Origin of the sequence: Leucobacter edaphi, assembly GCF_016522535.1 — a bacterium.
GTDB lineage: Bacteria > Actinomycetota > Actinomycetes > Actinomycetales > Microbacteriaceae > Leucobacter > Leucobacter edaphi.
The window spans coordinates 188,749-212,986 of record NZ_JAEHOI010000001.1 but is presented as its reverse complement, the minus strand read 5'-3'; the positions used below and the strand labels follow the sequence as shown (position 1 = coordinate 212,986).

Genomic DNA, 24,238 nt, shown 5'->3' with positions numbered 1-24,238 from the left:
CGGGCATACGGGTGTCAGTAGTGCAACTATCAACGGTAACACGCCGAACCAAAACTGTCTAGCGCAATCCGTTCCGCATGCTGAGCATTCGCTGAGTCACCGAATTCGGCCCGGATCGGCCGTTTTTCGACCTCGCTCTCGGACACCTCCCGGACATCTCTCGTTATTGTTTCGGGATGGACAGGCTGATCAGGAATCCCCGCGCGGCGTTGCCGTGGGCGATCGCCGCGCTCGCGGTGATCTTCGCGCTCGGCGCGTACTTCCGCTTCGTGTCGGCGGCGCCGCTCGGCATCGATACGGCCTGGAACGACCTCGTCGGGGCCACCCGCGGCTCCCTCCCCTACGCGATCGCGATCTTCCTCGCGCAGATCGGCGCCTCCATCGGGGCCGCGGCGAGCACCGCGATCGTGGCGGCACTGCTCCTCGTCAAGCGGCGAGCGCGCGACGCTGGAGCCGTGGTGACGGCGCTCCTCCTGGGAGTCGGGACCTCCGAGCTCATCAAGTCGCTCGTCCTGCGGCCGAGACCCGAGGGGCCGCTGTTCGAGACCTGGGGCAGTTCGTTCCCCTCGGGGCACTCGATGGGGGCCGCCGCGCTCTCCGGTTCGATCGCGCTCGCCGTGACCTCGTTCGACGGGATCTCGCGCCAGGCGATCCGCTGGACCTGGATCGGCGCCGCCGTCTGGACCCTCACCATGATGTGGAGCCGGACCGCGCTGCACGCCCACTGGCTGAGCGACACCCTCGCGGGAGCCGCACTCGGAATCGCGGCAGCGTTCACCGCGAGGGCGCTCTGGATCAGGACGCCGCCGCAGCGGGTTACGCTGGAACCATGACCGAGACCGAGACCTCCCCCGCTGGTGAGACCGTCATCTTCGGCGCGGACTGGTGCCGCGACTGCCGCCGCGCGAAGCTCGTCTTCGACCGCTCAGGCGCCCCGTACCGCTATGTCGACCTCGTCGCGGATCCCGCGGCAGCCGACGTTGCGAAGGACATCTCCGGGCGGACCAACATCCCGGTGATCCTGTATCCGGATCGCAGCCACCAGGTCGAGCCCTCGAACGCCGACATGCTGGCGAAGATCGCCGAGCTGGGCCTCGCTCCGACGGCCGAGCTCGATGGCTAACCGCCTCCAGCTGCCGGATCCGATCGCACTCTCCTCGGGCCTCGAGGCCGCCGTCGAGGCGGACCCGTGGGTGCCCGGTGCGATCCAGCTCGTCGTGGACGGCACCCCGCAGTCGCACGTCAACCTCGAGGATCCGTCGGAGCTGTTCTTCGAGTACGTTCGCAGGATCGGCCACGTCATCGACCTGTTCCGGACGCCGGGCGAGCCGATCTCCGCGCTGCACCTCGGCGGGGGCGCGTTCACGCTCCCCCGGTACATCGAGGCGACGCGGCCGGGCAGCAGGCAGCAGGTCGTGGAACTCGAGGGCGGGCTCGTCGACCTCGTTCGCCAGGCGGCGCCGCTGCCGAAGCGCGCGAGCATCCGCGTGCGGCGCGGCGATGCGCGCGAGGTGCTCGGGAGGCTGCCGGACGGGATGCGGGGCGCGATGCACCTCGTCGTGGTCGATATCTTCGCCGGATCGCAGACCCCGGCGCACGTGTCGAGCACGGAGTTCTACGAGCTGATCCGTCCGCTGCTCGCCCCGGACGGCCTGATCGTGGTGAACGCCGCAGACGGGCAGGGTCTCCCCTTCGTGCGGGGCCAGGCGGCCACGCTGCAGGAGCTGTTCCCCGCGGTCGCCGCGGTCGCCGAGCCGCAGGTGCTCAAGGGGCGCCGCTACGGCAACGTCGTGTTCGTCGCCTCGCCCGTCGAGCTCGACGCGCTCGACTGGCTCCCCCGTCTGCTCGCCGGCGGTCCGCACCCGGCCAGGATGCTCGCGGGCCCCGAGTTCTCCGAGCTCGTGCGCGGCGTCCGCCCCGTGTCCGACGCGACGGCGCAGGCCTCGCCAGCCCCGCCGCGCGAGCTGTTCGATCGTGGCTGAGCTCCCGCGCGTCCGCGTCTGGGCCGAGGCCCTCATCCGCATGCATCTCGATCCGGATCGCTGGTCGTTCGGCTTCGACAACGCGAAGCGCCGCGCCGGCCTGTGCAACTACACGGAGCGACGGATCACCGTGTCGCGCTACCTCGCGGCGAAGTTCGACGACGACGAGATCCACCAGATTCTCCTGCACGAGGTGGCGCACGCGATGGCCGGCCCGAACGCCGGCCACGGCCCGCGCTGGAAGCGGATCGCCGAGGAGATCGGCTACGTCGGCGGTCGCACGCACGACGGCGAGATCGCGCACGAGCGCGCGCCCTGGGTCGGACGCTGCCCCGCCGGGCACGAGCACTTCCGTTTCCGCCGTCCCACCAGGACCTCCTCCTGCGCGAAGTGCGCGCGAGGATTCTCGACGGCCCACCTCATCACGTGGGAGCGCCGCGGCTGATCGCCGGCGCGGCCCTCAGCAGGAGATTGCGGACAGCGCCTGGCGCAGGAGCGCCCCGCGCCCGCCGCTGAACTCGTCGATCGTCGACGGGGAGAGCGCCTCGGCCGGCGCCATCCAGGTGACCTCGAGCGCGTCCTGCCGCGGATTGCAGGTGCCCGTCACCGGTACGACGTAGACGAGCGAGACGGCGTGCTGGCGCTCGTCGACGAACGGGGAGATTCCCGGCATCGGGAAATACTCGGCCACCTGCGCGGGAACGAGCGCGGTCGGCATCTGCGGGAAGGCCATCGGCCCGAGATCGTTCTCGAGGTGACGGAACAGGGCCTCGCGCAGCGTCTCGCCGTAGCGCACGCGGCCCGAAACGAACGCGCGGGTCATGACGCCGTCCGCCGTGCTGCGCAGCAGCAGCCCGACCTCGGTGACCTGGCCGAGTCCGTCGAGCCGCACGGGGATCGCCTCGACGTAGACGAGCGGGAGCCTCCCCCGCACCATCGCGAGTTCCTCTTCGCTCAGCCAGCCGGGGTTACCCGCCGGGGCCGGGCGGTCCTCCGGGCCCTCCGGCTCGGGAAGCTCCGCAGTGTCGATCGCCATGTGCTCACCGCTCCCGGTCTCGTCCCGTGTCCAGTCGCGGCCGCGACCGGGTACTTCCCCCATCCTGCCACGCGCGTGCCCGGTCCCAGGCACTCCGTGCGGATCGGCGCGGCATGCGGGGCGCTCACGTAGTGTGGTTCGCATGGCCACTCCCGTTTCAGCTCCAGCGGATTCCGTCGACGTCGCCCTCGTGCAGGTCGCGAGCCCGGATTCCGAGTCCCGCGATGAGCGCATTGCCCGCGTCGAGGCGCTGCTGCTCGCGAACCCCGGGGCGGACGTGTACGTCCTCCCGGAGCTGTGGAGCGCCGGCTACTTCTCCTTCGACGCCTACGACGCGCTCGCGGAGTCCCTCGACGGGCCGACGGTCGCGATGGGCCGCCGCGTCGCGGCAGCCCTCGACGCCTGGATCCATCTGGGGAGCATCGTCGAGCGCGATCCCTCCGGCCGGCTGCACAACACCGCCGTGCTCATCGCCCCGAGCGGGCTCGTGGCGCAGACCTATCGCAAGATCCACGTGTTCGGTTACCAGTCGCTCGAATCCGAGCTCCTCACGCCGGGCGAGACCCTCAGCGTCGTGTCCTCCCCCCTCGGCGCCACCGGCAGCACCACGTGCTACGACCTGCGCTTTCCCGGGCTGTGGCAGGAACTCAGCGATCGCGGCGCCGAGGCCGTCGTCGTTCCGGCGGCCTGGCCGGCTGCGCGCCGCGAGCACTGGCGCCTCCTCACGCAGGCGCGGGCCGTCGAGCACCAGCTGTGGGTCGTCGCGGTGAACGCGTGCGGCGTGCAGCGCGGTGTCGAGCTCGGTGGCTCGAGTCGGATCGTCGATCCCTCGGGTCGCGTACTCGCGGAGTGCGGCGCGGACGAGGAGGTGCTCCGCTGCCGGATCGACGTCGGGCTCACCGCCGTCGTCCGTGCCGAATTCCCCGTACTCGGCGATCGTCTCGACCGCTCCGCCTACCCTGGCCTGAGCACCGCGAGTGGCGAGGAGACCGCATGATGATTCCGGCGCGAACGAGCGTACCCCGCGCGGCATCGCGCGCCGGGAAGGCCCTCGCCGCGGCGACCCTCGTGGGCCTCGCGCTCGGCCTCTCCGGCTGCGCACCCGAGCCCGAGCCGGAGCCGAAGCCCACGCCCGCCGAGACGACCACCCCGACGGCGCCGGCGCCCACGACTGCGAAGCCCACCCCGAAACCCACGACCCCGCCGGCCCCGCCCGCCTTCGACAAGCAGGCGAGATCGATCGACGATCCCGCCTCGATCTGGGTCGTCACCGACAAGCTCCGCCCCCTCGCCCCGAAGGAGTACGAGCCAGCCGACCTGCGGATGCCGCAGGGGTTCGTCAACACGAACGGGCAGCCGCTCCGCGACGAGGCGGCCACCGCGGTCGAGGGCTTCCTCGGTGCCGCCGCGCAGAACGGGCTGAACGTCCAGATCATCAGCGCTTATCGGCCGTACGGGATGCAGGTGGAGCTGTACAACAGCTACATCGCCCGAGACGGCCAGGCGGCAGCCGACACCTACTCGGCACGGCCGGGCTTCTCCGAGCACCAGACGGGGCTCGTCGTCGACCTCGACGACGGATCGGGGTGCGCACTCTCGGAGTGCTTCGGCGGCACCGCAGCCGGGAAGTGGCTCGCGGAGCACGCGGCCGAGCACGGCTTCATCATCCGCTATCCGCAGGGCAAGCAGGAGGTCACGGGGTTCATCCCGGAGCCGTGGCACTTCCGGTACGTCGGCAAGGAGCTCGCGGCCGAGATGAAACGCACGGGCGTCGTCACGCTCGAGGAGTTCTTCGGGCTGCCTGCCGCCCCCGGCTACGCTGACTAGGCTCGACGGCATGACGCACTCCCCCGCACCCGCAGATTCCGCCGCCGACCGGGTGATCCGCGTCAGCGCGATCGTGATGCGCGACGATACCGGTCGCGTGCTCAACGTGCGTAAGCGCGGCACCGATGCGTTCATGCTGCCGGGAGGAAAACCGGAGCCCGGCGAATCGGCGGCCGAGACCGCGCTGCGCGAGTTCGCGGAGGAGCTCGGCATCGAACTCGATCCGGATCGGCTCAGCACCGTCGGGGTCTTCCGCGCGGCGGCCGCGAACGAGCCGGGTTTCGTGGTCGAGGCAGCGGTCTTCGGGCACCCGCTCGTGCCGGCGGCGCTCGCGGCGGGGGCGCACGCGGAGATCGATGCGGTGGAGTGGATCGATCCCGCGGCTGAGCGGAGCGACATCGCCCCGCTCACCACCGAGTTCGTCTTCCCCGCGCTGCGTTCGGCCTAGCGCTCGCGTTCCTGCCCGGAGCGCTTCTGCGCCTGCTGGGCCTTCGGCGTCCGCGGTGCTCGCGGCTTCTTCGGTTTCGGCGCAGGCAGCGCCGCCGCGGTTTCGCTCACGAGGCCGGTCAGCCACTCCCGGTCCTCCCAGCGGTCGCCCGAGATCCGGAAGTACAGCTTCGATCCCGGGTACGCTGGCGCCTCATCGGGAGTTCCGATGTAGGCTCTGCCCGCGTCGGTCGGCTTGATGAAAAGCTCGTCGTCGCACACGAACGCGACGACCTTGCCGTCGCAGTAGAGCGCGTACTCGCCGAACATCCGCCTGGACGTGATCGCGGGCAGCGCGCTCAGCTGGTCGGAGATGAACTCGACGGTCTCGGCCTGGGTACCCATGCGGCAACACTAGCCCTGATCTGCGAGTTCCCACCGGGGTATCGGCCGGGAAAGCGGTGCGCGATCGCCGCGCGGGATCAGAGCGCCGGGTGCTCCGGCAGCGGCACGTCGAGCCCGAGCAGGGCGTTCTCAGCGACCTCCATGAGTGCGGGATGGATCCAGTACTGCCCACGGGCGGCGGTGTAGGCGTCGATGCCGAAGCTCATCGCCATGATCACCACCTGGATCAGGTTGGAGGCCTGGTAGCCGAGCACGTGCGCGCCGAGGATCTGCCCGTCGCGCCGGTCCGCGACGACCTTGAAGAGGCCGAACTCGTCCTCCATCGCCCAGCCGTAGGCGGTGTCGCCGTAGCGCTGGGTCTTCGCGGTCACGTTCTCGGCCCCGATCAGGGCGATCGCCTCGGCTTCCGTGAGGCCGACCTGCGCGACTTCCGGGTCGGAGAAGACGGCGCCGGGGATCGCCTCGTGGCGCGCGGCGCGGAGGTCTTCCGGGTGCTCGAGGTTGTGGGCGACGACGCGCGCCTCGTGGTTCGCGACGTGCTTCAGCTGGGCCTCCGAGCAGACGTCGCCGAGCGCGTAGAGACCCGGGACGGGCGCGCCGCCGGCGAGCACGCGCTGGTACTCGTCGACGGCGATCCTGCCGTCGGGAAGCAGATCGATCCCGGCCTCCGCCGCGCCAACGAGGTCGGAGTTCGGGCGCCGGCCGACGGCGACGAGCACCACGTCGGCCTCGATCCGCTCGCGGGCTCCGTCCGCGCCGTCGCTCGCTTCTGCTGCGCCGTTCGCGGCTCGGGCTCCGGCCCCCGTCCCAGCCCCGGTCCTCGTTCCCGTGAGCTCGGCGATGATCCCGCCGCCGGGAGCGGGCGAGAACGAGGCCACGGTCGTGTTGAGGCGGACGTCCCAGCGCTGCGCGGCGACCTCCGTGAACGCCTCGGAGATCTCCTGATCGGAGCGGGAGAGGAGGCGGGGGCCGCGGTTGAGCTGCACGACCTCCGAGCCGAGCCCCGAGAAGACGCCTGCGAACTCGCAGGCGATGTAGCCGCCGCCGAGCACGAGGACCCTGGCCGGCAGCTCGTCGAGCCGCATGATCGTGTCGGAGGTGTGCACGCCAGGCAGGTCGATGCCGGGAATGTCGGGCAGCACGGCGCGACTGCCGGCCGCGATCACGAGCTGCTCGCACGAGATCCGCGATCCGTCCTCGGTGCGCAGCAGTTTCGGATCGCCGAACGGCTTCGGCCCCGAGGTGCTCACGGGGCCGTCGAGCACGACGGTCTCCGACACGAGTTCGACGTTGTCGAGCTCGTCGCGACGGTAGCGCTCCCCGCCCTCCGAGATCGGGTCGATGCGCCCGAACACGCGGTCCCGGATCGCGGGCCAGTCGACAGAGACGGTGCGCTGCTCGACGCCGAGCCGGGCCGCCTCCTCGGGGATGCGGGCGAGCGAGGCCGGCCGCACGAACATCTTGGTCGGAATGCACCCGACGTTGAGGCAGGTTCCCCCGAAGACGCCGCGCTCGGCGATCATGACGCGCTGATCGTCCCAGAACGGGGTGATGAGCGAATTGCCAGATCCGGAGCCGATGATGCCGAGATTCACGTGGGTGTCCGTCATGCGGCAATCGTATCGACGGGAGGCTCGGGATCAACTGATCCGGGGGCGGACCGCAGTGTTCGCGCGGGCGGAGCGTGCGGAACCGGCGGAGCGGACGGGTGGGCTGACGGCGCGGTCCGCGCGGTCGCCCCGACGAGCCCGGCCGACGGCTCGTCCGGGTCGAGCCGGCCGGGTAGGGTGTTCGCGTGAGCAGCAGTGCGTCGGCGGGGAGCGCGCGTCCCGGCCCCGTCTTCTTCATCGGGCGGGCGCTGCTGCGTCCGATCCTCGCGCTGCGTTTCCGGCCGCGGATCTCCGGCCGCGAGCATGTTCCGGCCAGCGGCCCGGTGCTCCTGGCCGCGAACCACCTGTCGGCGCTCGACACGATCCTGATCCCGTCGTTCGCGCCGCGCATGGTGCAGTTCCTGGCGAAGGATTCCCTGTTCGCCTCGCGCCTCGGCGGCTGGTTCTTCCGTCAGATCGGCGCGGTGCCGGTGCAGCGCGAGGCGTCGGCCTCGGCTCAGGCCGCGCTGGAGACGGGGCGACGCGTGCTGGCCGCAGGGAGCGTGTTCGCGGTGTTTCCCGAGGGCACGCGTTCGCGTGACGGCCGCCTGCAGCCCGGCCGCGGGGGTGCGGCGTGGCTGGCGCTGGAGACCGGCGCGACGGTCGTGCCCGTTGGGCTGATCGGCTCGAATCGCCGGCTCGTCGATCCGCGGACGGGGCGGGTGCCGCGCGTGGAGATCCGGTTCGGCGCCCCAGTTGAGCTGTCTGATCTGGCCGCGCTCCCGAGGGGGCGTGCGCGGCGCGAGGCGACGGCGCGGATCATGGCCGCGATTCAGGCGCTGACCGGGCAAGAACTCGCCGAGGCTGCGGGCGGGCAGTAGCCGACGGCCCGAGCCGGCCGAGCCCACGTCAGCGCGTGCGCGGGGACGGCCAGCGCGTGCGCGGGGACGGCCAGGGTGTGGCGCGGACCCGACCCGCTATTTGGTGCGGCTCAGTGCCCGGTCGAGGGCGTCGGGAAGATCGTCCGGACCGGTGAGTTCGAGTTTCTCCCCGTCGAGGAAGAACGTCGGGGTTCCGGTGACGCCGAGCGCGTTCCCGGCGGCCCGATCCTGCTCGATGCGCGCGAGCGTCTTCGGGTCGGCGACGGCGGCGTCGTAGGCTGCGAGATCGAGTTTCATGGCCTCTGCGTATCCGCGGAAGCGCTCCGCTTCGGAGGCCTGCTGCTCTCCCCACTCGGACTGCGTCGCGAGCATCTTGGCGAGCATCTCTTCGAATTTGCCCTGCTGCGCGGCCGCCTCGACCGCGAGCGCCGCGGTCATCGAGTTGGCGTGCCCGTCGAGGGGGAAGTACCGCACGACGACGTTGATCTCGCCGCTGTACGCCTTCCGGACCTCGTCGATGTAGGGCGCGAGCGCGCCGCAGGCCTCGCACTCGATGTCGAGGAACTCGACGAGCGTTGGGGCGTCTGATCCCGCCTCGTCGATGTAGTGCGAGTTCTCCGCGACGGTGTCCGCCGCGCCGAGGCGTTCGGGAACCGCGGGCGCCCCCGGCCGGCTGAGGATGGTCACGAGGATGAGTACGCCGACGAGGAGCAGCAGTGTCGGCACGACGATGATCATCGTCTTCGTGGAGGCGCTCTGGGCGCTCCACCAGGTCTGCGGTGCGGGCGTGTTCATTCGTGTCCTCCGCTGGCGACGTCGAGTGGGCGGTGTCGGCGCGCGGCCGGCGCGCACGGCCCCCATCCGGCTTCCTCCCAGGCTATCGCCTCCCGCCTGAGTGCCCGGCTGGCCCCTCACCCCGCCGCCGGGATCACCTCGTAGTGGAGCCGCGCAAACTGCCCGTGTTGCGCGGCCGACACGAGCCTGAGGCGGTCCGCCCCGACGCGGCGTGGGAGGAAGGGCGCGCCAGCTTCCAAGAGGGCCGGCGCGATCGACACCGAGATCAGATCGAGCGCCCCCGCGTCGAGGAAGCGCCCCGCGAGCTCGCCGCCACCGACGACCCAGATGTCTCCCCCCGCGGCCGCTTCGCGGAGCTGCGGGAGCGCGGCGGCGACCTCCCCCGAGAGGAATCGCACGTCGGCCCCTGCTGGGACCGGCAATTCCCGGCTCGTGAACACGAATGTGGGCGTCTCACCGTAGAGCTCCTGCCACCGCTCCGGGCGTTCGAGCACGCCCTCCTGCGCGAGAATCCACTCGTAGGTGCGGGAGCCCTCGACCAGCACCGCAGCCTCGGCGGGCAGCAGGCCCTCCTCGGGGGCCTCTCCGCCCTCGACCGCGAAGAGCCAGTCAAGCGAGTGATCCGCGTCCGCGATGAAGCCGTTCGCCGTCGCGGCGGCGTCGTAGATGATTCGTCCCATGCGAGGAGCGTAGAGCGGACCTCTGACACTCACGGTTCCGGAGCCTGTGGCCCGCCTCGGACGGACTGATGGCAGACTGGAGCCGTGGCACCCGAATGGCCGGGTGACCTGGGCCAGGATCAGGAGGCGCGATGAGCAACACCGAGGAACGACCGGCCGAGACCGTGTGCGAGGCCGGCCCGCCCGACGGCGCGGGGATCCAGCTCATCGAGCCGCGCGACGTGCCGCTCGGCGGCCTGCGCGCCATGAACGTGCGCCGCACTCTCCCGCAGCGCGCGCGCTCACTGATCGGAGCCTGGTGCTTCCTGGATCACTACGGACCGGATCACGTCGCGGACACGGGCGGCATGAACGTCGATGCCCACCCCCACATCGGGCTCCAGACCGCGAGCTGGCTCTTCTCCGGCGAGATCGAGCACCGCGACAGCGCGGGATTCCACGCGATGGTTCGTCCCGGTGAGCTGAATCTCATGACCGCGGGTCACGGGATCAGCCATTCCGAGCGCTCCACTCCCGAAACCGATGTGCTGCACGGCGCCCAGCTCTGGATCGCGCTTCCCGCCGCGAGCCGGGGCACGGCGAAGACGTTTGCGCACTACGTCCCGCCGGTCGTGCGCGGTGATGGCTGGCACGGACAGGTCTTCCTCGGCTCGCTGCTGGGCTCCGATTCCCCGGTCGAGACGCACTCGCCGCTGCTCGGCGCCGAGCTCACGCTCGCACCGGGGACGGCGCTGCGTTTCGCCTGCGATCCGGCGTTCGAGCACGGGATCCTGCTGGATTCCGGATCGGCGAGCCTCACTCGCGGATCGGAGACCGCTGACGTCGCGCGGGATCACCTCGCCTACGCCGCTCCCGGGCCGTCCGAGCTCACGATCACCGCGGGCGCGGAGGGCGCGCATCTGCTCCTGATCGGGGGCGCTCCCTTCGACGAGCAGATCGTGATGTGGTGGAACTTCGTCGGCAGCGATCACGATGAGATCGCGCGGGCGCGTGCCGACTGGCAGGCGCAGATCGCCGCGGTCGGCGTCGCCGACGTGGCCGTCGAGGGCGCCCCGGGCGCCGCGGTCGCGGCGGCAGCGGACCGCGAGCTCCCAGCAGAGACGGACGCGAACCGCTTCGGCCTGCCGGAGAACGAACCAGCCCCGCCGCTCTCGGCACCCCCGTTGCCCATCGCCAGGCTCGTCCCGAGGGAACGCTCGGGACCGGCACCGAAGAACAGTAAGGAATCCCCGATGACATCACCAGCAGACACGGACGAGGACGAGCAGATCGCCGTCATCCACGAACCCGAGGCGCACCGCTTCGCCGTCACCGTCGACGGGCAGCTCGCCGGCTTCACCGCCTATCGTGAACGCGAGGCCGGCACGGTCTACGACTTCGTGCACACCGAGATCGATCCGGCGTTCGGCGGCCGCGGCCTCGGCGGCGTGCTCGTGTCGGAGGCGCTCACGGCGACGCGTCTCCTCGGGCGCGCGATCGTGCCGCACTGCCCGTTCGTCGCGGGGTGGCTGCGCAAGCATCCCGATTTCGTCGGCGATGTTCGCTGGCCCGAGGAGTCCGCCCAGTGACGGGCAGGGTCGCGATCGTCACGGGCGCGGGCGCCCCGGACGGCATCGGCTTCGCCTCGGCCGCGCGGCTAGTCCGCGCGGGCTACCGGGTCGTGGTCGGGGCGACGAGCGATCGGATCGAGGAGCGGGCGGCGGAGCTCGAGGAGATCGGCCGCGCGGCTCATCCGGAGCGGGGAGGCTCGTGGGCGATGCCCGTGGTCGCTGACCTCACGGAGGAGGCCGGGGCGGCGCGGATCGTGGACGCCGCGATCGACGAGTTCGGCCGCCTCGACGTGCTCGTGAACAACGCCGGAATGACCTCGACCACGGATCCGCAGGATCCGCTCCCGGCCTCAGAGCTCGGCCTCGCCGGGTGGGAGCACGCCCTCTCCCGCAACCTCACGACCGCGTATCTCGTGACGCGGGCAGCGCTTCCGCACCTGGTCGCGGCCGATCAGGGGCGGATCGTCACGGTCTCGTCGGTGTCGGGCCCGATCCTCGCCTACCGGGGCGACGTGGGATATCACGCCGCGAAGGCGGGGCTCGTGGGGCTCACCCGCTCGCTCGCGGTCGACCTCGCGGACAGCGGCACCACGGCGAACGCGGTGGCTCCCGGCTGGATCCGGACCGGGTCGGCGACGGAGCACGAGAACCGGATGGGCGACGCGACGCCGATGGGACGCTCGGGCACGCCCGACGAGGTGGCCGCCGTGGTCGAGTTTCTCGCGTCGCCGGCGGCCTCGTACGTGACGGGCCAGGTGCTCGTCGTGGACGGCGGCAACGCGATTCAGGACGAAAAAGGCATCTGACCGGCGGATCTGATCCCGTTAGCCCTGCGGGCCCCCGGCGACGTAGAGCACCTGCCCCGAGACGAAGCCGCTCTCGGGTGCCGCGAAGAACGCGACGGCGTTCGCGATGTCTTCGGGTGCGCCCACGCGGCGCACCGCGGTCGCTGCCGCCTCGCGTTCGACGAGTTCCTCGAACGGAACGCCGAGTCGGTCGGCGACGCCGCGCGTCATGTCGGTGACGGTGAATCCGGGGGCCACAGCGTTGGCGGTGATCCCGAACCTGCCGAGTTCGAGCGCGAGCGTCTTCGTGAAGCCCTGTAGGCCGGCCTTCGCCGCAGCGTAGTTGGCCTGGCCGGGGTGGCCGAGCGCCGAGGTGCTCGAGAGGTTGATGATTCTCCCCCACCCGGCCTGCACCATGAACGACTGGGACTCGCGGGTCATGAGGAATGCGCCCCGCAGGTGCACGCCGATGACCGCGTCCCAGCCCTCGACCGGCATCTTGAACAGCAGGTCATCGCGCAGGATCCCGGCGTTGTTCACGAGGATCAGGGGCGGTCCGAGCCGCTCGGCCACCTCGGCGACGGCGCCGCGCACCGACCCCTCGTCGGTGACGTCGACGCGCACGGAGACCGCGCTGCCGCCCGCCGCACGGATCAGGTGTTCCGTTTCCGCCGTTCCCACCTCGTCGAGGTCGAGGAGCGCGACCTGCTCGCCCCGAGCGGCGAGTTCGAGCGCGATTGCCCGCCCGAGCCCGCGTGCGGCTCCCGTCACGATCGCCGCGCGCACGGGCGCGACGACCGGCGTGACCGCGGCGTCAGCGCGCGCCATCTGCGGCCCCCGCATCGGCGATCGCGGCCACGACCGGGGTATTGCCGTCGTTGAACCGGATCGTGCGATGGATCGTCGACTCATCGGCGAGCACCGCGGCGATCACGAGCGCGACGTTGCCGCGCGAGACGTGCTCCGAGGACTCGGCGGCCGTGTCGATGAGGCCGCTCGGCGGGTCGAGGGTGAGGGTGCTCGGTCCGAGCACGGTCCAGTCGAGGGACGAGGCCCGGAGCACCTCGTCCGCCTGGGCCTTCGCCTCGGCGTAGGCGTGGAAGGAGTGGTCGGGGCTGATGCCGTGCGCGAGCGATGAGTTGAAGTAGGAGACCATGACGTACCGCTGCACGCCCGCCTGCGCCGCGGCCTCCATCGATCGCACCGCTGCGTCGTGATCCACTGCCCGGGTGCGCGCGGGGTTGCCGCCGCCGGCACCCGCGGACCACACCACCGCGTCGTGGTCCGCGATGAGGGCGGCGAGCTCGGCCGTGCCGAGCTGTTCGACGTCGGCGACGAGCGGCGTGCCGCCGGCTGACTCGACGGCCGGGATGTGTTCGGGGTTGCGGATCACCGAGGTGACCGTGCCGCCGGCCTCGACGAGGAGGGGCGTTGCGAGGAGAGCGATCTTGCCGTGGCCGCCGAAGATAAGTGTGCGCGTCATCCATTCAGCCTATGCGCGCGCGGTCCGGGTGCCCAGAGCAAGATTCAGCCCGGTGCGAAATAGTTGCCTCAGGCAACTATCTGGCGTAGCCTGGGGCCATGACCACCGGAGGCTCCCCCGACGGCCCCGCGATCCTCCTTTCGCTCGCGCGGCTCACCTCGCTGTGGAGCTCGCACGACTATCAGCGCCGGGTGAGCGTTGCCGCTGGCGTCAGCCTCGATCCGGCGACCGTGCGCGCGGTGTATCTCCTCGGGCTCGCGGACGGCCCGATCCGCCCGAGCGAGCTCGCCGGCGCGCTGCACCTCTCCCGCCCCTCGACCTCCAAGCTGCTCGGCCGGCTCGAGGCCGCGGGACTCGTCGATCGCGTGCCGGATCCCCTGGACCGCCGCAGCCTCGGGGTCACGCTCGGCGCGGACGGGCAGCGCGCCTTCTCCCAGCTGTTCGGCGCAGGGATCGACATGGTCGCCTCGGCGACCGCCTACTGGGACCCGGAAGACGTGGATCGACTGAACGATCTCCTCCCCCGCTTCGTCGCGGGGCTGCTCGCAGCACCCGCTGCACCCCATCGAAAGGAAACGCTATGACTCGCACCATCGTCATCACCGGAGCGGCCTCCGGGATCGGGAAGAAGACCGCCGAGATCCTGCGGGATCGCGGCGAGAAGGTCATCGGCGTCGACCTCAAGGGCGTCGAGGTCTCGGGTGACCTGTCGACCCCCGAGGGCCGGCGCACCGCCGCGGACGAGGCCATCGCGCTCGCGGGTGGCACCGTCAACGCGGTCATCGCCTGCGCCGGGCTGTCTGCGCCGAAGAGCATCACGGCAAAGGTGAACTACTTCGGCATGACGGAGTTCCTCGAGGCGATCCGCCCGGCACTCGCCAAGGCCGAGGCGCCGCGCGCCGCGCTCATCTCCTCGATGGCATCGATGCAGCCCGTCGCCGAGCCCCTCGTCGACGCCTTCCTCGCGGGCGACGAGGCCACCGCGGTCGCGATCGCCGAGCAGCTCGAGCAGGACGAGGCGGCCGCAACCGCCATCTACTCCTCCTCGAAGCGCGCGATCTCCCGCTGGGTGCGCCGGGTCGCCCCGACCGCCGAGTGGGCGGGCGCTGGCATCCCGCTGAACGCGGTCGCCCCCGGCACCGTCGTGACCCCGATGACCGCGGACCTGCTCGCCTCCAAGGAGGGCTCGGCGCTCGTCGACGCGATGGTCCCGATGCCGCTCAACTCCCATCAGGGCCCTGAGAGCATTGCGAATCTCCTGATCTGGCTCATTTCTCCCGAGAACACGCACTGCTGCGGCCAGACCATCTACTGCGACGGCGGCGCGGACACCGTGCTCCGCGGCGACGACATCTGGTCGTGGAACGAGGAGGCGATGCGCGCGAAGCTCACCGAGCTGCACGCCTCGCTGCAGAACAACTGACCGCACCGCAGAGCGGGCGGGGCGGTTCCCGATCGGGGCCGCCCCGCCCGCTCTCCGCGTTTCGGGCGAGACTCAGCCGCGCCGCGCCACGGGCGCGCTGATGGCGCGCGCCACCACGGCGGGCCGGAGATCGAGCCGCCGCAGGAGCTGCGCGTTCAGCGCCACAACGATCGTGGACAGCGACATCAGGATCGCCCCGATCGACATCGGCATGACGAACCCGATCGGCGCGAGCACGCCGGCCGCGAGCGGCACGGAGATCAGGTTGTATCCGGCCGCCCACCAGAGGTTCTGTCGCATCTTCCTGTATGCGGCGCGGGACAGCTCGATGACGGAGAGCACCGCGCGCGGGTCGTCGCCAGCGAGGATCACCCCGGCGGACGCGATGGCCACGTCGGTTCCCGCACCGATCGCGAGCCCGACATCGGCCTGCGCGAGCGCCGGCGCGTCATTTACTCCGTCGCCCACCATGGCGACGCGTCGCCCCTCTGCCTGCAGCTCCCGCACGCGCGCGACCTTGTCCTCCGGGCGCACTCCCGCGAAGACGCGCTCGATCCCGAGCTCGCCAGCGACGGCCCGCGCCACCGGTTCGGCGTCGCCCGTGATCATGACCACCTCCACGCCGATCCTCCGCAGGGCGTCGACGGCCTCGGCAGACTCGGGCCGGATCTCATCGGCCAGGGCAATCGCCCCGATCGGCCGACCGTCGCGCAGCACGTGCAGGATCGTGGCGCCGATCCCGCGCCACGCTGCGACGTCGGGAAGCTCCGTCGCGCCCTCCTCGTCCAGCAGGTGCGGTCCGCCCACGCGGATCGCCGCGCCCTCCACGGTCGCCGTCACGCCCACCGCAGGCGAGGAGCTGAAGTTCTCCCCTGCCGGAATCTCGAGACCCCGCCCCTCGGCCGCGCGCACGATCGCCCGCGCCAGCGGGTGCTCGCTGTCGGACTCGGCCGCTGCGGCGAGCGCGAGAACCCGATCCGGCTCCTGCCCGTCGGTCACCGCGAGCTGCACGAGCTCCGGTTCGCCCCGCGTGAGCGTTCCCGTCTTGTCGAACAGCACGGCATCGACGGTGCGCATCGCCTCGAGCGCGAGTCGGTCCTTCACGAGGACACCACCGCGCGCCGCGCGCTCGGTTGCGATCGACACGACGAGCGGGATCGCGAGCCCGAGGGCGTGGGGGCACGCGATCACGAGCACGGTGATTGTGCGGATCACTGCCTCATCGGGCATTCCGATCAGAGACCAGACGATCGCCGTGAGCACGCCAGCCCCGAGGGCGAACCAGAACAGCCAGCCGGCCGCCCGGTCCGCGAGGCGCTGCGCCCGTGATGACGAGTTCTGCGCGTCGGTCACGAGGCGCTGGATCCCGGCGAGGGCGGTGTCGTCGCCGACCGCCGTGACACGGACGCGGATCCCCGAGTCCGTGGCGACGGTCCCGGCCGTCACGACGTCGCCGACACCGCGCGCAACGGTGCGGGACTCGCCCGTGACCATCGACTCGTCCACGGCGGCAGCGCCGTCAACGATCGTGCCGTCCGCGGGGATACTGCCGCCCGGTCGCACCACGACGACATCGCCGACGCGGAGATCGACGGGCGCGACGCGCACCACGCGATCCCCCTCGACCCGCTCCGCCTCGTCCGGGAGCAGCGCCGCGAGAGAGTCCAGGGCGGAGCTCGTCTGCGCGAGCGAGCGCATCTCGATCCAGTGCCCGAGCAGCATGATCACGATCAGCAGCGCGAGCTCCCACCAGAAGTCGAGCTCGTGGTGCAGGAGCCCGAGCGCGGCACCCCACGACGCGAGAAACGCGACCGTGATCGCCAGCCCGATCAGGAGCATCATGCCCGGTTTCCGCGCGCGGAGTTCCGACACGGCTCCCCCGAGGAACGGCCTCCCGCCCCACACGTACATCACGGTTCCGAGGAGCGGCGGAATCCCATCGATGACCGGGCTCTGCGGGAGCGAATAGCCGACGATCGACGCGAACATGCGCGAGAGCAGCACCGTCGGCACCGCGAGGGCGAGCATGATCCAGAACAGGCGGCGGAACTGGGCGACGTGATCGCCGTGGCCGCCGTGGCCGTGCCCGGCGTGGGCGTCGTGGGCGTCGTGACCGCGGTGACCCGCGTGCGCGTCGTGACCTACATGCGCGTCGTGGTCTGCGTGCGCGTCGTGCCCAGCGTGCTGCTCGTGACCCGCGTGCGCGTCATGGTCGGGGCTTTCCAGCTCACGCGCAGCATCCCCGTCATGATCCGGCTGCCGCTCATGACCAGCGTGGCCTCGGTGGCCCGGATACTGATCCGCTGGGTCGTTCATGGTTCCCTCCTTCGCGGGACGCTCGGTGCATCGCGCTCAGAAGCCACAACCACATACCCCCCGGGGGTATTCCAGGGATCTGCATTTCTGCCGCGCCGCCGCGGCCCCGTCTCCGCCCCATTCCAACATTCACCGGGGTGTTCCACAAGCACGCCGGCCGGCTCCCCGCGAAGGTGCTTCGCCTGATCCGGGCCGCAGCCCCGTCCCCGAACGCCGGGCGGATCCGGCCAGGACACGCTCCACGATTCCGGATTCCATTACCTCCCGAATCTATCGCTGAGCGGGCCTTTTGCCGCGAGGATCTTCCTGATTTCTCGACTCCGGAATAACTTGGAAGCATGACCCGGAACCGCACGCTTCGCGCGTTCGCCGCCACCGCCGCCACCGTCCTCACCCTGGCTTCGCTCGCGGGCTGCACCGCCCCAGGAGATGCCGAGAACGTTCTCCCCCATCAGGCCTCAGAGGCCCCCTCTCCACGGGTCGCGCCGGCCCCAACCCTGGAACGGTCCCCCGCACCCGGGATCGTCGACGCCCGGGACGACACCCCGGTTTCTGAGCCGCCTCAGGCGGCACGCACCGGACTCCGGATCCCCTCCTGCGATGACCTCATTCCGCCCGTTCGTGTCGCCTCCATCTCCGGGCACGCCGACTTCGTGAACGCCACCGAGCTCGTGGATCCCGCGGAGTTCACGACGCTTCTCCCACCGATCACACTCGACGCATACACGAACGCCCTGCAACAGCGATTCTGCGCGTGGGGCGTCCCGCAGTCCGATGTGAGCGACGTCGTGTTCATTGCCGAGCTCTCGATTTCAGCCCGGAATGCCCTGCTCACCGCGCTCGACGGCTCAGAGTTCGTGCGGGGCGAGTTCGACGGGGTGACAACCTTCCAGGGCATCCACAGGGACGGGGTGCACGAGTCGTTCTGGTGGCTCGCTTTCCCGGGGACGGCGATGATCATCGGTCACTCCAAGGACCCGGAGCACCGGACCGCGAGCGCCGTTGCGGCGGCAATGATCGCCGCCAACTCCGTGAAGAAGTAAGCGGCTCGGCGCCGACGGAGGGCACTGCGTGCGCACGCGATGCGCTCGGATCACACCCTCCAGGGGCATTCCCGAGCCTTACCGGCGACCCAGATCCTCGCCGGAGATCCGCCGCGCTTCGCGCTGGATGTCCTGCTCGGTCACGGGCCGGCTCGCGGGGCCGAATGTCGAGATCGCGCTGTAGATCAATCCCAATACGCAGCCGACGATGACCCACAGGGGCCAGTAATACCCCTGGCCCCCGAGAGCGAACCACACCACGTTCGTGACAACGATCGCCGCAACGTACGCTCCTACCTGCCCCCAGAAGCTCCGCTTGCGTTCGAGCCGCCTCATCGCGGCTTCTCTCACCTGTTCGTCCATAGCTTCATCTCAGCAGCGACTCAGCAAACTGACAAGACCCAGCAAGAGAAATCAGCCAGCTGATACCCAGCATCCACCGACCCGGCGAGCCCCCTGGTAATCGCTATTGCCCGGATCTACGCCGCCTGCGGTTGCCGTTCGCTCGCCGTCTCCCGCACGTCCGGCCGCTGCCCTACCGCCCGCGCACGCGTGCGCACTCGCGAGCCCAGCACCCCGTGCCGCGGCGCGAACAGGAACGCCAGCACGAACGCAACGCCCTGCGCGAGCACCACCATGCCCCCGGATGCCGCGTCCGTGTAGTAGCTCACGTACAGGCCGATCACCGCGCTCGCGGCACCGATCACTGGCGCGATCAGGAGCATTCGCGAGAACCTATCGGTCAGGAGCCGCGCGGTGGCCCCCGGGATGATCAGCATTGCGACGACGAGGATCACGCCGACCGCCTGCAGCGCGACGACCGCGGTGAGCGCGAGCAGCCCCAGCAGCAGCGCGCCCAATCGACGCGGGTTCAGGCCGATGGCCTGCGCATGGGTCGGGTCGAAGGCGAACAGCGTGAGATCGCGCCGCTTGACGAGGAGGATCGCAGCGACGATCGCACCGAGGATCGCGACCTGGAGCAGATCCTGCGCGGAGACACCGAGCAGGTTGCCGAACACGATGTGGGAGAGGTCCGTCTGCGACGGCGTCACGGAGATCATCACGAGCCCGAGCGCGAAGAGCGTCGTGAAGACGATCCCGATCGCGGCGTCCTCCTTCACGCGGCCTCGATCCCGCACGAATCCGATGAGTGCCACCGCGAGGAATCCGAACACGGTCGCACCGAGCGCGAACGGGGCACCGACGGTGTAGGCGATCACGACACCGGGGAGCACCGCGTGAGAGACGGCGTCGCCCATGAGCGACCAGCCGACGAGCACGAGCCAGCACGACAGCATCGCGCACACGATCGCGGAGATGAGGGCCGTGAGGAGCGCGCGCACCATGAAGTCGTATTCGAGCGGTGCGAGGAGCAGATCGAGCGGGTTCATGCGGCGACTCCCTCCGCGGTGCGGGCGAGCGGATCGAGTCCGAAGGCGCGCGTGAGGTGCTCGGGCCGCAGCACCTCCTCGGGGGTTCCGTGGACGAGGATCCGGCGCGCCATCAGGGCAGCTTCATCGGCCAGCGCGACGAGTGCTGCGAGGTCGTGGGTCGAGACGAGCACCGTGCCGCCGCCGGAAGCGTGCTCGCGCAGCACGCGCGAGATCGTCGCCTCGCTGCGCTTGTCGACCCCGGCGAAGGGTTCGTCGAGGAGCAGGATCGCGGCCTCCTGCGCGAGCCCGCGGGCGACGAAGACGCGCTTCCGTTGCCCACCGGAGAGCTCGCCGATCTGGCGGCCCTGCAGCTCGCCGAGCTCGGTGCGGTCGATCGCCAGGTCGACCGCAGCGTGATCGGCTGCTGCCGCCCGCCTCGTGACGCCCATGCGCCCGTAACGCCCGGTCATGATGACCTCGCGGACCGTGAGCGGGAACGCCCAATCGACGTCCTCGCTCTGCGGCACGTAGCTCACCTCCCCGGCGCGCCGTGCCCGCACGGGATCCATGCCGTCGATTCGCACGGTGCCCCCGGAGAGCTTCACGCTGCCCATGATCGCCTTGAACAGGGTCGACTTCCCCGCGCCGTTCGTACCGACGAGGCCGCACACCCGCCCGCGTTCCACCGTGAGCGTCGCGCAGTCGAGCGCGACGACCTCGCCGTACCGCACGGTCACGCCGTGCGCTTCGATCGCCGGGCCGTTCACTTGCCCGCTCCGGTCAGCCCGTCGACGATCGTCCGGCTGTCGTGCCTGAGCAGTTCGAGATAGCTCGGCACGGGACCGCCAGCCTCGGAGAGGGAATCGACGTAGAGCGTCCCTCCGAGCCTCGCCCCGCTCGCCTCGACGACCCGCTGCATCGGCGCATCGGAGACCGTCGACTCGCAGAACACCGCTGGCACCTTCCGGTCCTTCACGAAGTCGATCGCGGACGCGATCTGCTGCGGGGTCGCCTGCTGCTCGGCGTTCACCGCCCAGATGTATTTCTCCGCGAGCCCGGTGTCGCGGGCGAGATAGGAGAAGGCGCCCTCGCAGCTCACGAGTGCGCGCTGCGCTTCAGGCAGCTCGGCGAGACCCGTCTGGAGCTCGTTCTTCACCTCGGCAAGTTCGGCGCGGTACTTCTTCCCGTTCGCCTCGAAATCGTCTGCACCGTCCGGGTCGAGCTTCGAGAAGGCGCGCACCATGTTGTCGACGTAGATCATTGCGTTGTCCGGGCTCATCCAGGCGTGCGGGTTGGGGGTACCGGCATAGGCGTCCTCGGAGATGTCGATCGGCGTCACCCCATCGCTCACGACGACGTGCGGAACATCGAGCCCGCTCACGAACTTCTCGAACCAGGCCTCGAGATGCATCCCGTTGTCCAGGATGAGGTCCGCGTCTTCGGCGCGGCGGATATCGCCGGGCGTGGGCTCGTAGCCGTGGATCTCCGCGCCCGGCTTCGTGATCGACTCGACGCGCAGGCGGTCCCCCGCGACGTTCTTGGCGATGTCCTGCAACACCGTGAACGTCGTGAGTACGACGGGACGATCATCCTGCGGTTTCGCGTGGCTCGCGGGCCCGGAGGCGCAGCTTGCGAGAGCGGCGAGCATCCCCCCTGCCGCGGTCAACCCGGCAAGGGTTCTGATGATCCTGGACGTGCGAGCGCGCATGCGGTGGCCTCCTCGGTGCGAGTGCAGTATCGGTGCCTAGAACACTAATGTTCGACATGCCGAACTTTCAAGTCGCATACCCCGAAGTGGGGCGTTTGTTGCGCTGCCGCGACGTACGGGCCCACGCACAGCGACGGCCCCGGGGAACCCCCGAGGCCGCCGCGCACACGCACCCAACGGACTAGCCGCCGGTCTGCTCCCGCACCCAGGCCTGCCAGTTCTCCACGCTGAACTTCTTGTTCTGCTCGGTCCCGAGCGAGATCAGGGATTCCGAGCCGTTCCACTTGAGCGCGATATCCCAGGCGTTCCCACCGGAGTCCGCGACGAACTGGTAGTAGGAGCCGGCCGCGTCGTAGAAGAGTCCCGCGTCCTTGCTGTTGAAGATCTCGTCGGAGAGAGCCCCATCGCCCTTCTCGAGGATGTTCTGGGCGGTGCGCGGGTCGGTGAAGTAGCCGCTCCCCACGCCCGCGACATTCTCGAAGTACCGGGCGAAGCCCTCGACTTTCTGCTCGCTGTTGTAGCTGAAGGCGCCCTCGTCCGGGGCAGCGGTCTCGTGGATCACGTGCCCGAACTCGTGAACGAAGGTCTCTTTTCGGTGATTGACCGATTTGGGCGACATCGTGACGAGCATGCCGGAGTTCCCGTCGCCGGTTGCGATCTCGGGATCGAGCTCCAGCACCTCGGAGCCGGGCTTCAGGGTCTGGGTCGCGATGCCCGCGACGTCGAACGCGGCCTGGTTCGGCCCGTACCAGCGGCTGAAGCGCTTCTCGTCGTCCGTGATCGCGGCCACGAAGCCCTTCACGGGCGCGGTGCCGCCGAGCTTCTTCAGCGAATCGAGCGCGATCACCGCGGATTCCTCCGCGACATCCGCGGTCGAGTCGACGAGCTTTTTCTCGGACGCCATTCCGAACAGCACCACGTGCGGGCGCTTCACCACGTAGATCTCCCCGTCGTCCCACGGCATCCAGTTGTCCGCGGTCGGCTTGAAGGTGGCGATCTTGAGATCGTCGCCCTCGTTGACCTTGTAGGTGACGTCGTACTGGTACGACTGCGTCAGCTTCAGTCCGGAGGCGCTCAGTCCGCTGCCGCGATCGGCGTGTGCCGAGAACGCGAGCTGCGCGCCCAGGGTCATCTGCTGGACCGTCTCGTTCGACTTCTCATCGACGCGAGCGCCGGGAAGCGCGAATCCGAGCGTCCACCCGACCTTCTTCGTTCCATCCCACCAGCGCGCCATCCCCTCGCGCGCGGCCGGTTCCGCGTAGGAGAGGAACTTCTCGCGATCACCGTCCGCCATCGCCTCGTTGAGGTCCTTCCACCCCTGGCTCATGCCGAGGCGGTCGCTGGTCTGAGCCCACGACTCGAGTCCCGTGCTCGGCAGGTCGGACGCTGCGCCAAGGGGCGGGGGCTTCGGCAGCGTCAGGAAGACGATGCCGGCCGTCAGCGCGAGCACCGCGACGGTGCCCAGAACCATGCCAAGTCGGGCGCTCAGTCGCTTACGCTTCACTGCGGGAGTCGGGCGGGCTTTCGTCCGGCCCGCCGACGCGGCCTGTGCCGGCTCGGTCGTGTCGTGCGCCCCTGGCTCGGTGCGCTGCCCGGTGCCATTCACGTCGTGCGGGGCGTTCGGCTGTCCGCTCACTTCTTCTTCCCCTCATCAGCACCGGTGTCCGTGTCGCCCTTCACAACCGCGGCGGGCTGCACGGCGACGAGCGCCGCGCGAGTCTCGTCCGTTGTGGAGATCCCGAACTCCTCCTCCTTGACCAGCACGAAGGTGACGACGTAGGTAGCTTTTTCCCCCTTGAACGGGAACTGCATGATCGGGGTATTCTTCGCGCCGAGGTAGATGTCCCCGACGCCGGTAATCTCGGCGGCGTTGCCCATACCGCTGATCGGGTCGATGGCCGGCACGTGCGCGGCAATATCCTTGCGGTCCACGTCTTCCGGCATCTTCACACCGGCTTTCCCGAACAGGCAGTTCGAATAGAACTGGTTGTCGACGCGAAGGTAGTCGGACATGTCCTGGTACGCCTCTGGACCGGAGTCACAGGTCAGTGATGTCTCCTGGTTCTTCTTTTCAGAGAGCGTGGTCAGCCACCTCGGAGGAAGCCCGTTCGACTCTCGATTCGCGAGACGGAAGACGCGCCAGGGGCCGACCGCCGTCGGTGTCTTGGTCGTGCTGTACATCGCCGGCTTCTTGTTGCCGTAGTAGAACGGCCGGGCCATCCACACCGTCTGCTCGACGACGGCCTCCTGCTTTTTCCCGCCGATCGTGAAGTTGTAGGTGATCGTGATGTCGGCGGTGCCCATGTCGAGCTGGTCCGAGCGCGGCGGCATGGCGGAGTACCACTCGTTCGTGAAGAGCTTGAGCTTCTCAACCTCGGTGGTCACCTTGAGGTCGAGGGCCTTGGCGGTGTTCCGCTCGCCCCCGATCGGCGCGCCCGCCAGGACGCGTGCCGAGAACTGCGGCGTCGCGTAGTCCCGCCACGAATCGTCCTGCCGCTCTCCCGCCGCGATGAACTTCTTGAGGACCGCCTCCGCCTCGCGGTCACTCGCAGCGCTCGCACTGGCGTAGATCTGGGGCACCGCGACGATCGCACCGAGGATGAGCGCGAGACAGATTCCGAAGGTCACCCATGTTCCGGCGTTCCACACGCGGCGTGCCGGATCCTTCCTCGGCTTCGGCGTCGGCTGCTGGCCCGCGGGCGCCGGCACTGCGGCGGCGACTTGCGGCGCGAACTGCTGCGGACCTGCCTGTGCCTGGGCCTGCGCTGGCGCTTGGGCCTGCGCTGGCGCTTGCGCGGGAGCCTGCGCGGGCGCGACGTGCTCGCTCCACGCGCCGCCATCCCACCAGCGAAGCTGACCGTTGACCTCCGGGTCCGGATACCACCCGGCTGCGACCTGACTCACACGTACCGCCCTCGATTGCCGTTCCGCGGGCA

27 protein-coding genes are annotated in these 24,238 nt (G+C 70.2%); 13 read left to right on the top strand and 14 right to left on the bottom strand.

Translation table 11 applies throughout. The features are described 5' to 3' along the window. The first annotated feature begins 176 nt into the window (after positions 1–176). From JD292_RS00980 to JD292_RS00965, 4 genes are read left to right on the top strand one after another with little or no spacing between them, the layout of a single operon-like run. Positions 177–833 carry a phosphatase PAP2 family protein gene (locus JD292_RS00980; RefSeq protein ID WP_200130864.1) on the top strand — a complete coding sequence of 219 codons (657 nt, stop codon included), beginning with the start codon at positions 177–179 and terminating at the stop codon, positions 831–833. After that, positions 830–1,123: a glutaredoxin domain-containing protein gene (locus tag JD292_RS00975; protein ID WP_200130863.1), complete on the top strand. Its 294-nt coding sequence runs from the start codon at positions 830–832 to the stop codon at positions 1,121–1,123. The genes JD292_RS00980 and JD292_RS00975 overlap by 4 nt, the downstream gene beginning before the upstream one ends. Then, the gene (locus tag JD292_RS00970; protein WP_200130862.1) at positions 1,116–1,982 is read left to right on the top strand and encodes a spermidine synthase; all 867 of its coding nucleotides are present in this window, start codon (positions 1,116–1,118) and stop codon (positions 1,980–1,982) included. The genes JD292_RS00975 and JD292_RS00970 overlap by 8 nt, the downstream gene beginning before the upstream one ends. Continuing rightward, on the top strand, positions 1,975–2,427 hold the full coding sequence (locus JD292_RS00965) for a SprT-like domain-containing protein (protein WP_200130861.1): 453 nt from the start codon (positions 1,975–1,977) through the stop codon (positions 2,425–2,427). The genes JD292_RS00970 and JD292_RS00965 overlap by 8 nt, the downstream gene beginning before the upstream one ends. A 15-nt stretch (positions 2,428–2,442) precedes the next feature. On the opposite strand, the gene JD292_RS00960 is transcribed toward JD292_RS00965, so the two are convergent. Further along, positions 2,443–3,018, bottom strand: a complete 576-nt coding sequence (locus JD292_RS00960; RefSeq protein ID WP_200130860.1) for an NUDIX hydrolase family protein — start codon at positions 3,016–3,018, stop codon at positions 2,443–2,445. Positions 3,019–3,160: 142 nt separating this feature from the next. Between JD292_RS00960 and JD292_RS00955 the strand changes: the two genes are divergently transcribed. The 3 genes from JD292_RS00955 to JD292_RS00945 are packed head-to-tail and all read left to right on the top strand — an operon-like array spanning position 3,161 to position 5,293. Further along, complete coding sequence (locus tag JD292_RS00955) at positions 3,161–4,015, top strand: carbon-nitrogen family hydrolase (RefSeq protein WP_200130859.1); 855 nt, start codon at positions 3,161–3,163, stop codon at positions 4,013–4,015. Then, entirely contained in the window at positions 4,012–4,845 is an 834-nt protein-coding gene (locus JD292_RS00950) for a M15 family metallopeptidase (protein ID WP_233613119.1), read from the top strand. Before JD292_RS00955 ends, JD292_RS00950 begins: the two co-directional genes overlap by 4 nt. Positions 4,846–4,855: 10 nt before the next feature. Then, complete coding sequence (locus JD292_RS00945) at positions 4,856–5,293, top strand: NUDIX hydrolase (protein ID WP_200130858.1); 438 nt, start codon at positions 4,856–4,858, stop codon at positions 5,291–5,293. Here JD292_RS00945 and JD292_RS00940 read toward each other — a convergent pair. Both JD292_RS00940 and JD292_RS00935 read right to left on the bottom strand, forming a co-directional pair. Further along, positions 5,290–5,676, bottom strand: coding sequence for a TfoX/Sxy family protein (locus JD292_RS00940; RefSeq protein ID WP_200130857.1), 387 nt, complete (start codon positions 5,674–5,676; stop codon positions 5,290–5,292). The two genes, JD292_RS00945 and JD292_RS00940, sit on opposite strands and share 4 nt — an antisense overlap. 77 nt (positions 5,677–5,753) lie before the next feature. Further along, positions 5,754–7,286 (bottom strand): mycothione reductase, encoded by a 1,533-nt coding sequence (locus JD292_RS00935; RefSeq protein WP_200130856.1) that lies wholly within the window; start codon positions 7,284–7,286, stop codon positions 5,754–5,756. 185 nt (positions 7,287–7,471) lie between these two features. Here JD292_RS00935 and JD292_RS00930 point away from each other — a divergent pair, with 185 nt between their 5' ends. Continuing rightward, positions 7,472–8,146, top strand: coding sequence for a lysophospholipid acyltransferase family protein (locus JD292_RS00930; protein WP_200130855.1), 675 nt, complete (start codon positions 7,472–7,474; stop codon positions 8,144–8,146). A gap of 96 nt (positions 8,147–8,242) precedes the next feature. Here the strand turns inward: JD292_RS00930 and JD292_RS00925 are convergent, their stop codons facing one another. Both JD292_RS00925 and JD292_RS00920 read right to left on the bottom strand, forming a co-directional pair. Continuing rightward, complete coding sequence (locus JD292_RS00925; RefSeq protein ID WP_200130854.1) at positions 8,243–8,941, bottom strand: DsbA family protein; 699 nt, start codon at positions 8,939–8,941, stop codon at positions 8,243–8,245. Positions 8,942–9,057: 116 nt separating this feature from the next. Continuing rightward, a complete protein-coding gene (locus JD292_RS00920; protein WP_200130853.1) occupies positions 9,058–9,621 on the bottom strand; it encodes a dihydrofolate reductase family protein in 564 nt (187 codons plus the stop codon). A gap of 131 nt (positions 9,622–9,752) precedes the next feature. On the opposite strand from JD292_RS00920, the gene JD292_RS00915 reads away from it, so the two are divergent. After that, positions 9,753–11,189, top strand: a complete 1,437-nt coding sequence (locus JD292_RS00915; protein WP_200130852.1) for a bifunctional pirin family protein/GNAT family N-acetyltransferase — start codon at positions 9,753–9,755, stop codon at positions 11,187–11,189. Next, positions 11,186–11,977: an SDR family NAD(P)-dependent oxidoreductase gene (locus tag JD292_RS00910; RefSeq protein WP_200130851.1), complete on the top strand. Its 792-nt coding sequence runs from the start codon at positions 11,186–11,188 to the stop codon at positions 11,975–11,977. Before JD292_RS00915 ends, JD292_RS00910 begins: the two co-directional genes overlap by 4 nt. An 18-nt stretch (positions 11,978–11,995) precedes the next feature. On the opposite strand, the gene JD292_RS00905 is transcribed toward JD292_RS00910, so the two are convergent. Next, positions 11,996–12,784 (bottom strand): SDR family oxidoreductase, encoded by a 789-nt coding sequence (locus tag JD292_RS00905; protein ID WP_200130850.1) that lies wholly within the window; start codon positions 12,782–12,784, stop codon positions 11,996–11,998. Beyond that, positions 12,771–13,439 carry an SDR family oxidoreductase gene (locus JD292_RS00900; protein ID WP_200130849.1) on the bottom strand — a complete coding sequence of 223 codons (669 nt, stop codon included), beginning with the start codon at positions 13,437–13,439 and terminating at the stop codon, positions 12,771–12,773. The genes JD292_RS00905 and JD292_RS00900 overlap by 14 nt, the downstream gene beginning before the upstream one ends. A gap of 98 nt (positions 13,440–13,537) precedes the next feature. Between JD292_RS00900 and JD292_RS00895 the strand changes: the two genes are divergently transcribed. Further along, positions 13,538–14,023: a MarR family winged helix-turn-helix transcriptional regulator gene (locus tag JD292_RS00895; protein ID WP_200130848.1), complete on the top strand. Its 486-nt coding sequence runs from the start codon at positions 13,538–13,540 to the stop codon at positions 14,021–14,023. Then, positions 14,020–14,862, top strand: coding sequence for an SDR family oxidoreductase (locus tag JD292_RS00890; protein ID WP_200130847.1), 843 nt, complete (start codon positions 14,020–14,022; stop codon positions 14,860–14,862). Before JD292_RS00895 ends, JD292_RS00890 begins: the two co-directional genes overlap by 4 nt. A gap of 72 nt (positions 14,863–14,934) precedes the next feature. On the opposite strand, the gene JD292_RS00885 is transcribed toward JD292_RS00890, so the two are convergent. Beyond that, complete coding sequence (locus tag JD292_RS00885) at positions 14,935–17,178, bottom strand: heavy metal translocating P-type ATPase (protein ID WP_200130846.1); 2,244 nt, start codon at positions 17,176–17,178, stop codon at positions 14,935–14,937. 338 nt (positions 17,179–17,516) lie between these two features. Here JD292_RS00885 and JD292_RS00880 point away from each other — a divergent pair, with 338 nt between their 5' ends. Next, positions 17,517–18,221, top strand: coding sequence for a hypothetical protein (locus JD292_RS00880; RefSeq protein WP_200130845.1), 705 nt, complete (start codon positions 17,517–17,519; stop codon positions 18,219–18,221). Between the two features lie 78 nt (positions 18,222–18,299). Here JD292_RS00880 and JD292_RS00875 read toward each other — a convergent pair whose 3' ends face one another. The 6 genes from JD292_RS00875 to JD292_RS00850 all read right to left on the bottom strand — a co-directional run bounded on the left by JD292_RS00875 (position 18,300) and on the right by JD292_RS00850 (position 24,206). After that, positions 18,300–18,557, bottom strand: a complete 258-nt coding sequence (locus tag JD292_RS00875) for a 2TM domain-containing protein (RefSeq protein ID WP_200130844.1) — start codon at positions 18,555–18,557, stop codon at positions 18,300–18,302. A gap of 143 nt (positions 18,558–18,700) precedes the next feature. Then, positions 18,701–19,612 (bottom strand): metal ABC transporter permease, encoded by a 912-nt coding sequence (locus JD292_RS00870; RefSeq protein WP_200130843.1) that lies wholly within the window; start codon positions 19,610–19,612, stop codon positions 18,701–18,703. After that, positions 19,609–20,361 carry a metal ABC transporter ATP-binding protein gene (locus tag JD292_RS00865; RefSeq protein ID WP_200130842.1) on the bottom strand — a complete coding sequence of 251 codons (753 nt, stop codon included), beginning with the start codon at positions 20,359–20,361 and terminating at the stop codon, positions 19,609–19,611. Before JD292_RS00865 ends, JD292_RS00870 begins: the two co-directional genes overlap by 4 nt. Further along, the gene (locus tag JD292_RS00860) at positions 20,358–21,302 is read right to left on the bottom strand and encodes a metal ABC transporter substrate-binding protein (protein ID WP_200130841.1); all 945 of its coding nucleotides are present in this window, start codon (positions 21,300–21,302) and stop codon (positions 20,358–20,360) included. Before JD292_RS00860 ends, JD292_RS00865 begins: the two co-directional genes overlap by 4 nt. Before the next feature lie 181 nt (positions 21,303–21,483). Continuing rightward, positions 21,484–22,938 (bottom strand): hypothetical protein, encoded by a 1,455-nt coding sequence (locus JD292_RS00855; RefSeq protein ID WP_200130840.1) that lies wholly within the window; start codon positions 22,936–22,938, stop codon positions 21,484–21,486. Then, a complete protein-coding gene (locus tag JD292_RS00850; protein ID WP_200130839.1) occupies positions 22,935–24,206 on the bottom strand; it encodes a DUF2510 domain-containing protein in 1,272 nt (423 codons plus the stop codon). The genes JD292_RS00855 and JD292_RS00850 overlap by 4 nt, the downstream gene beginning before the upstream one ends. Positions 24,207–24,238 lie beyond the last annotated feature (32 nt).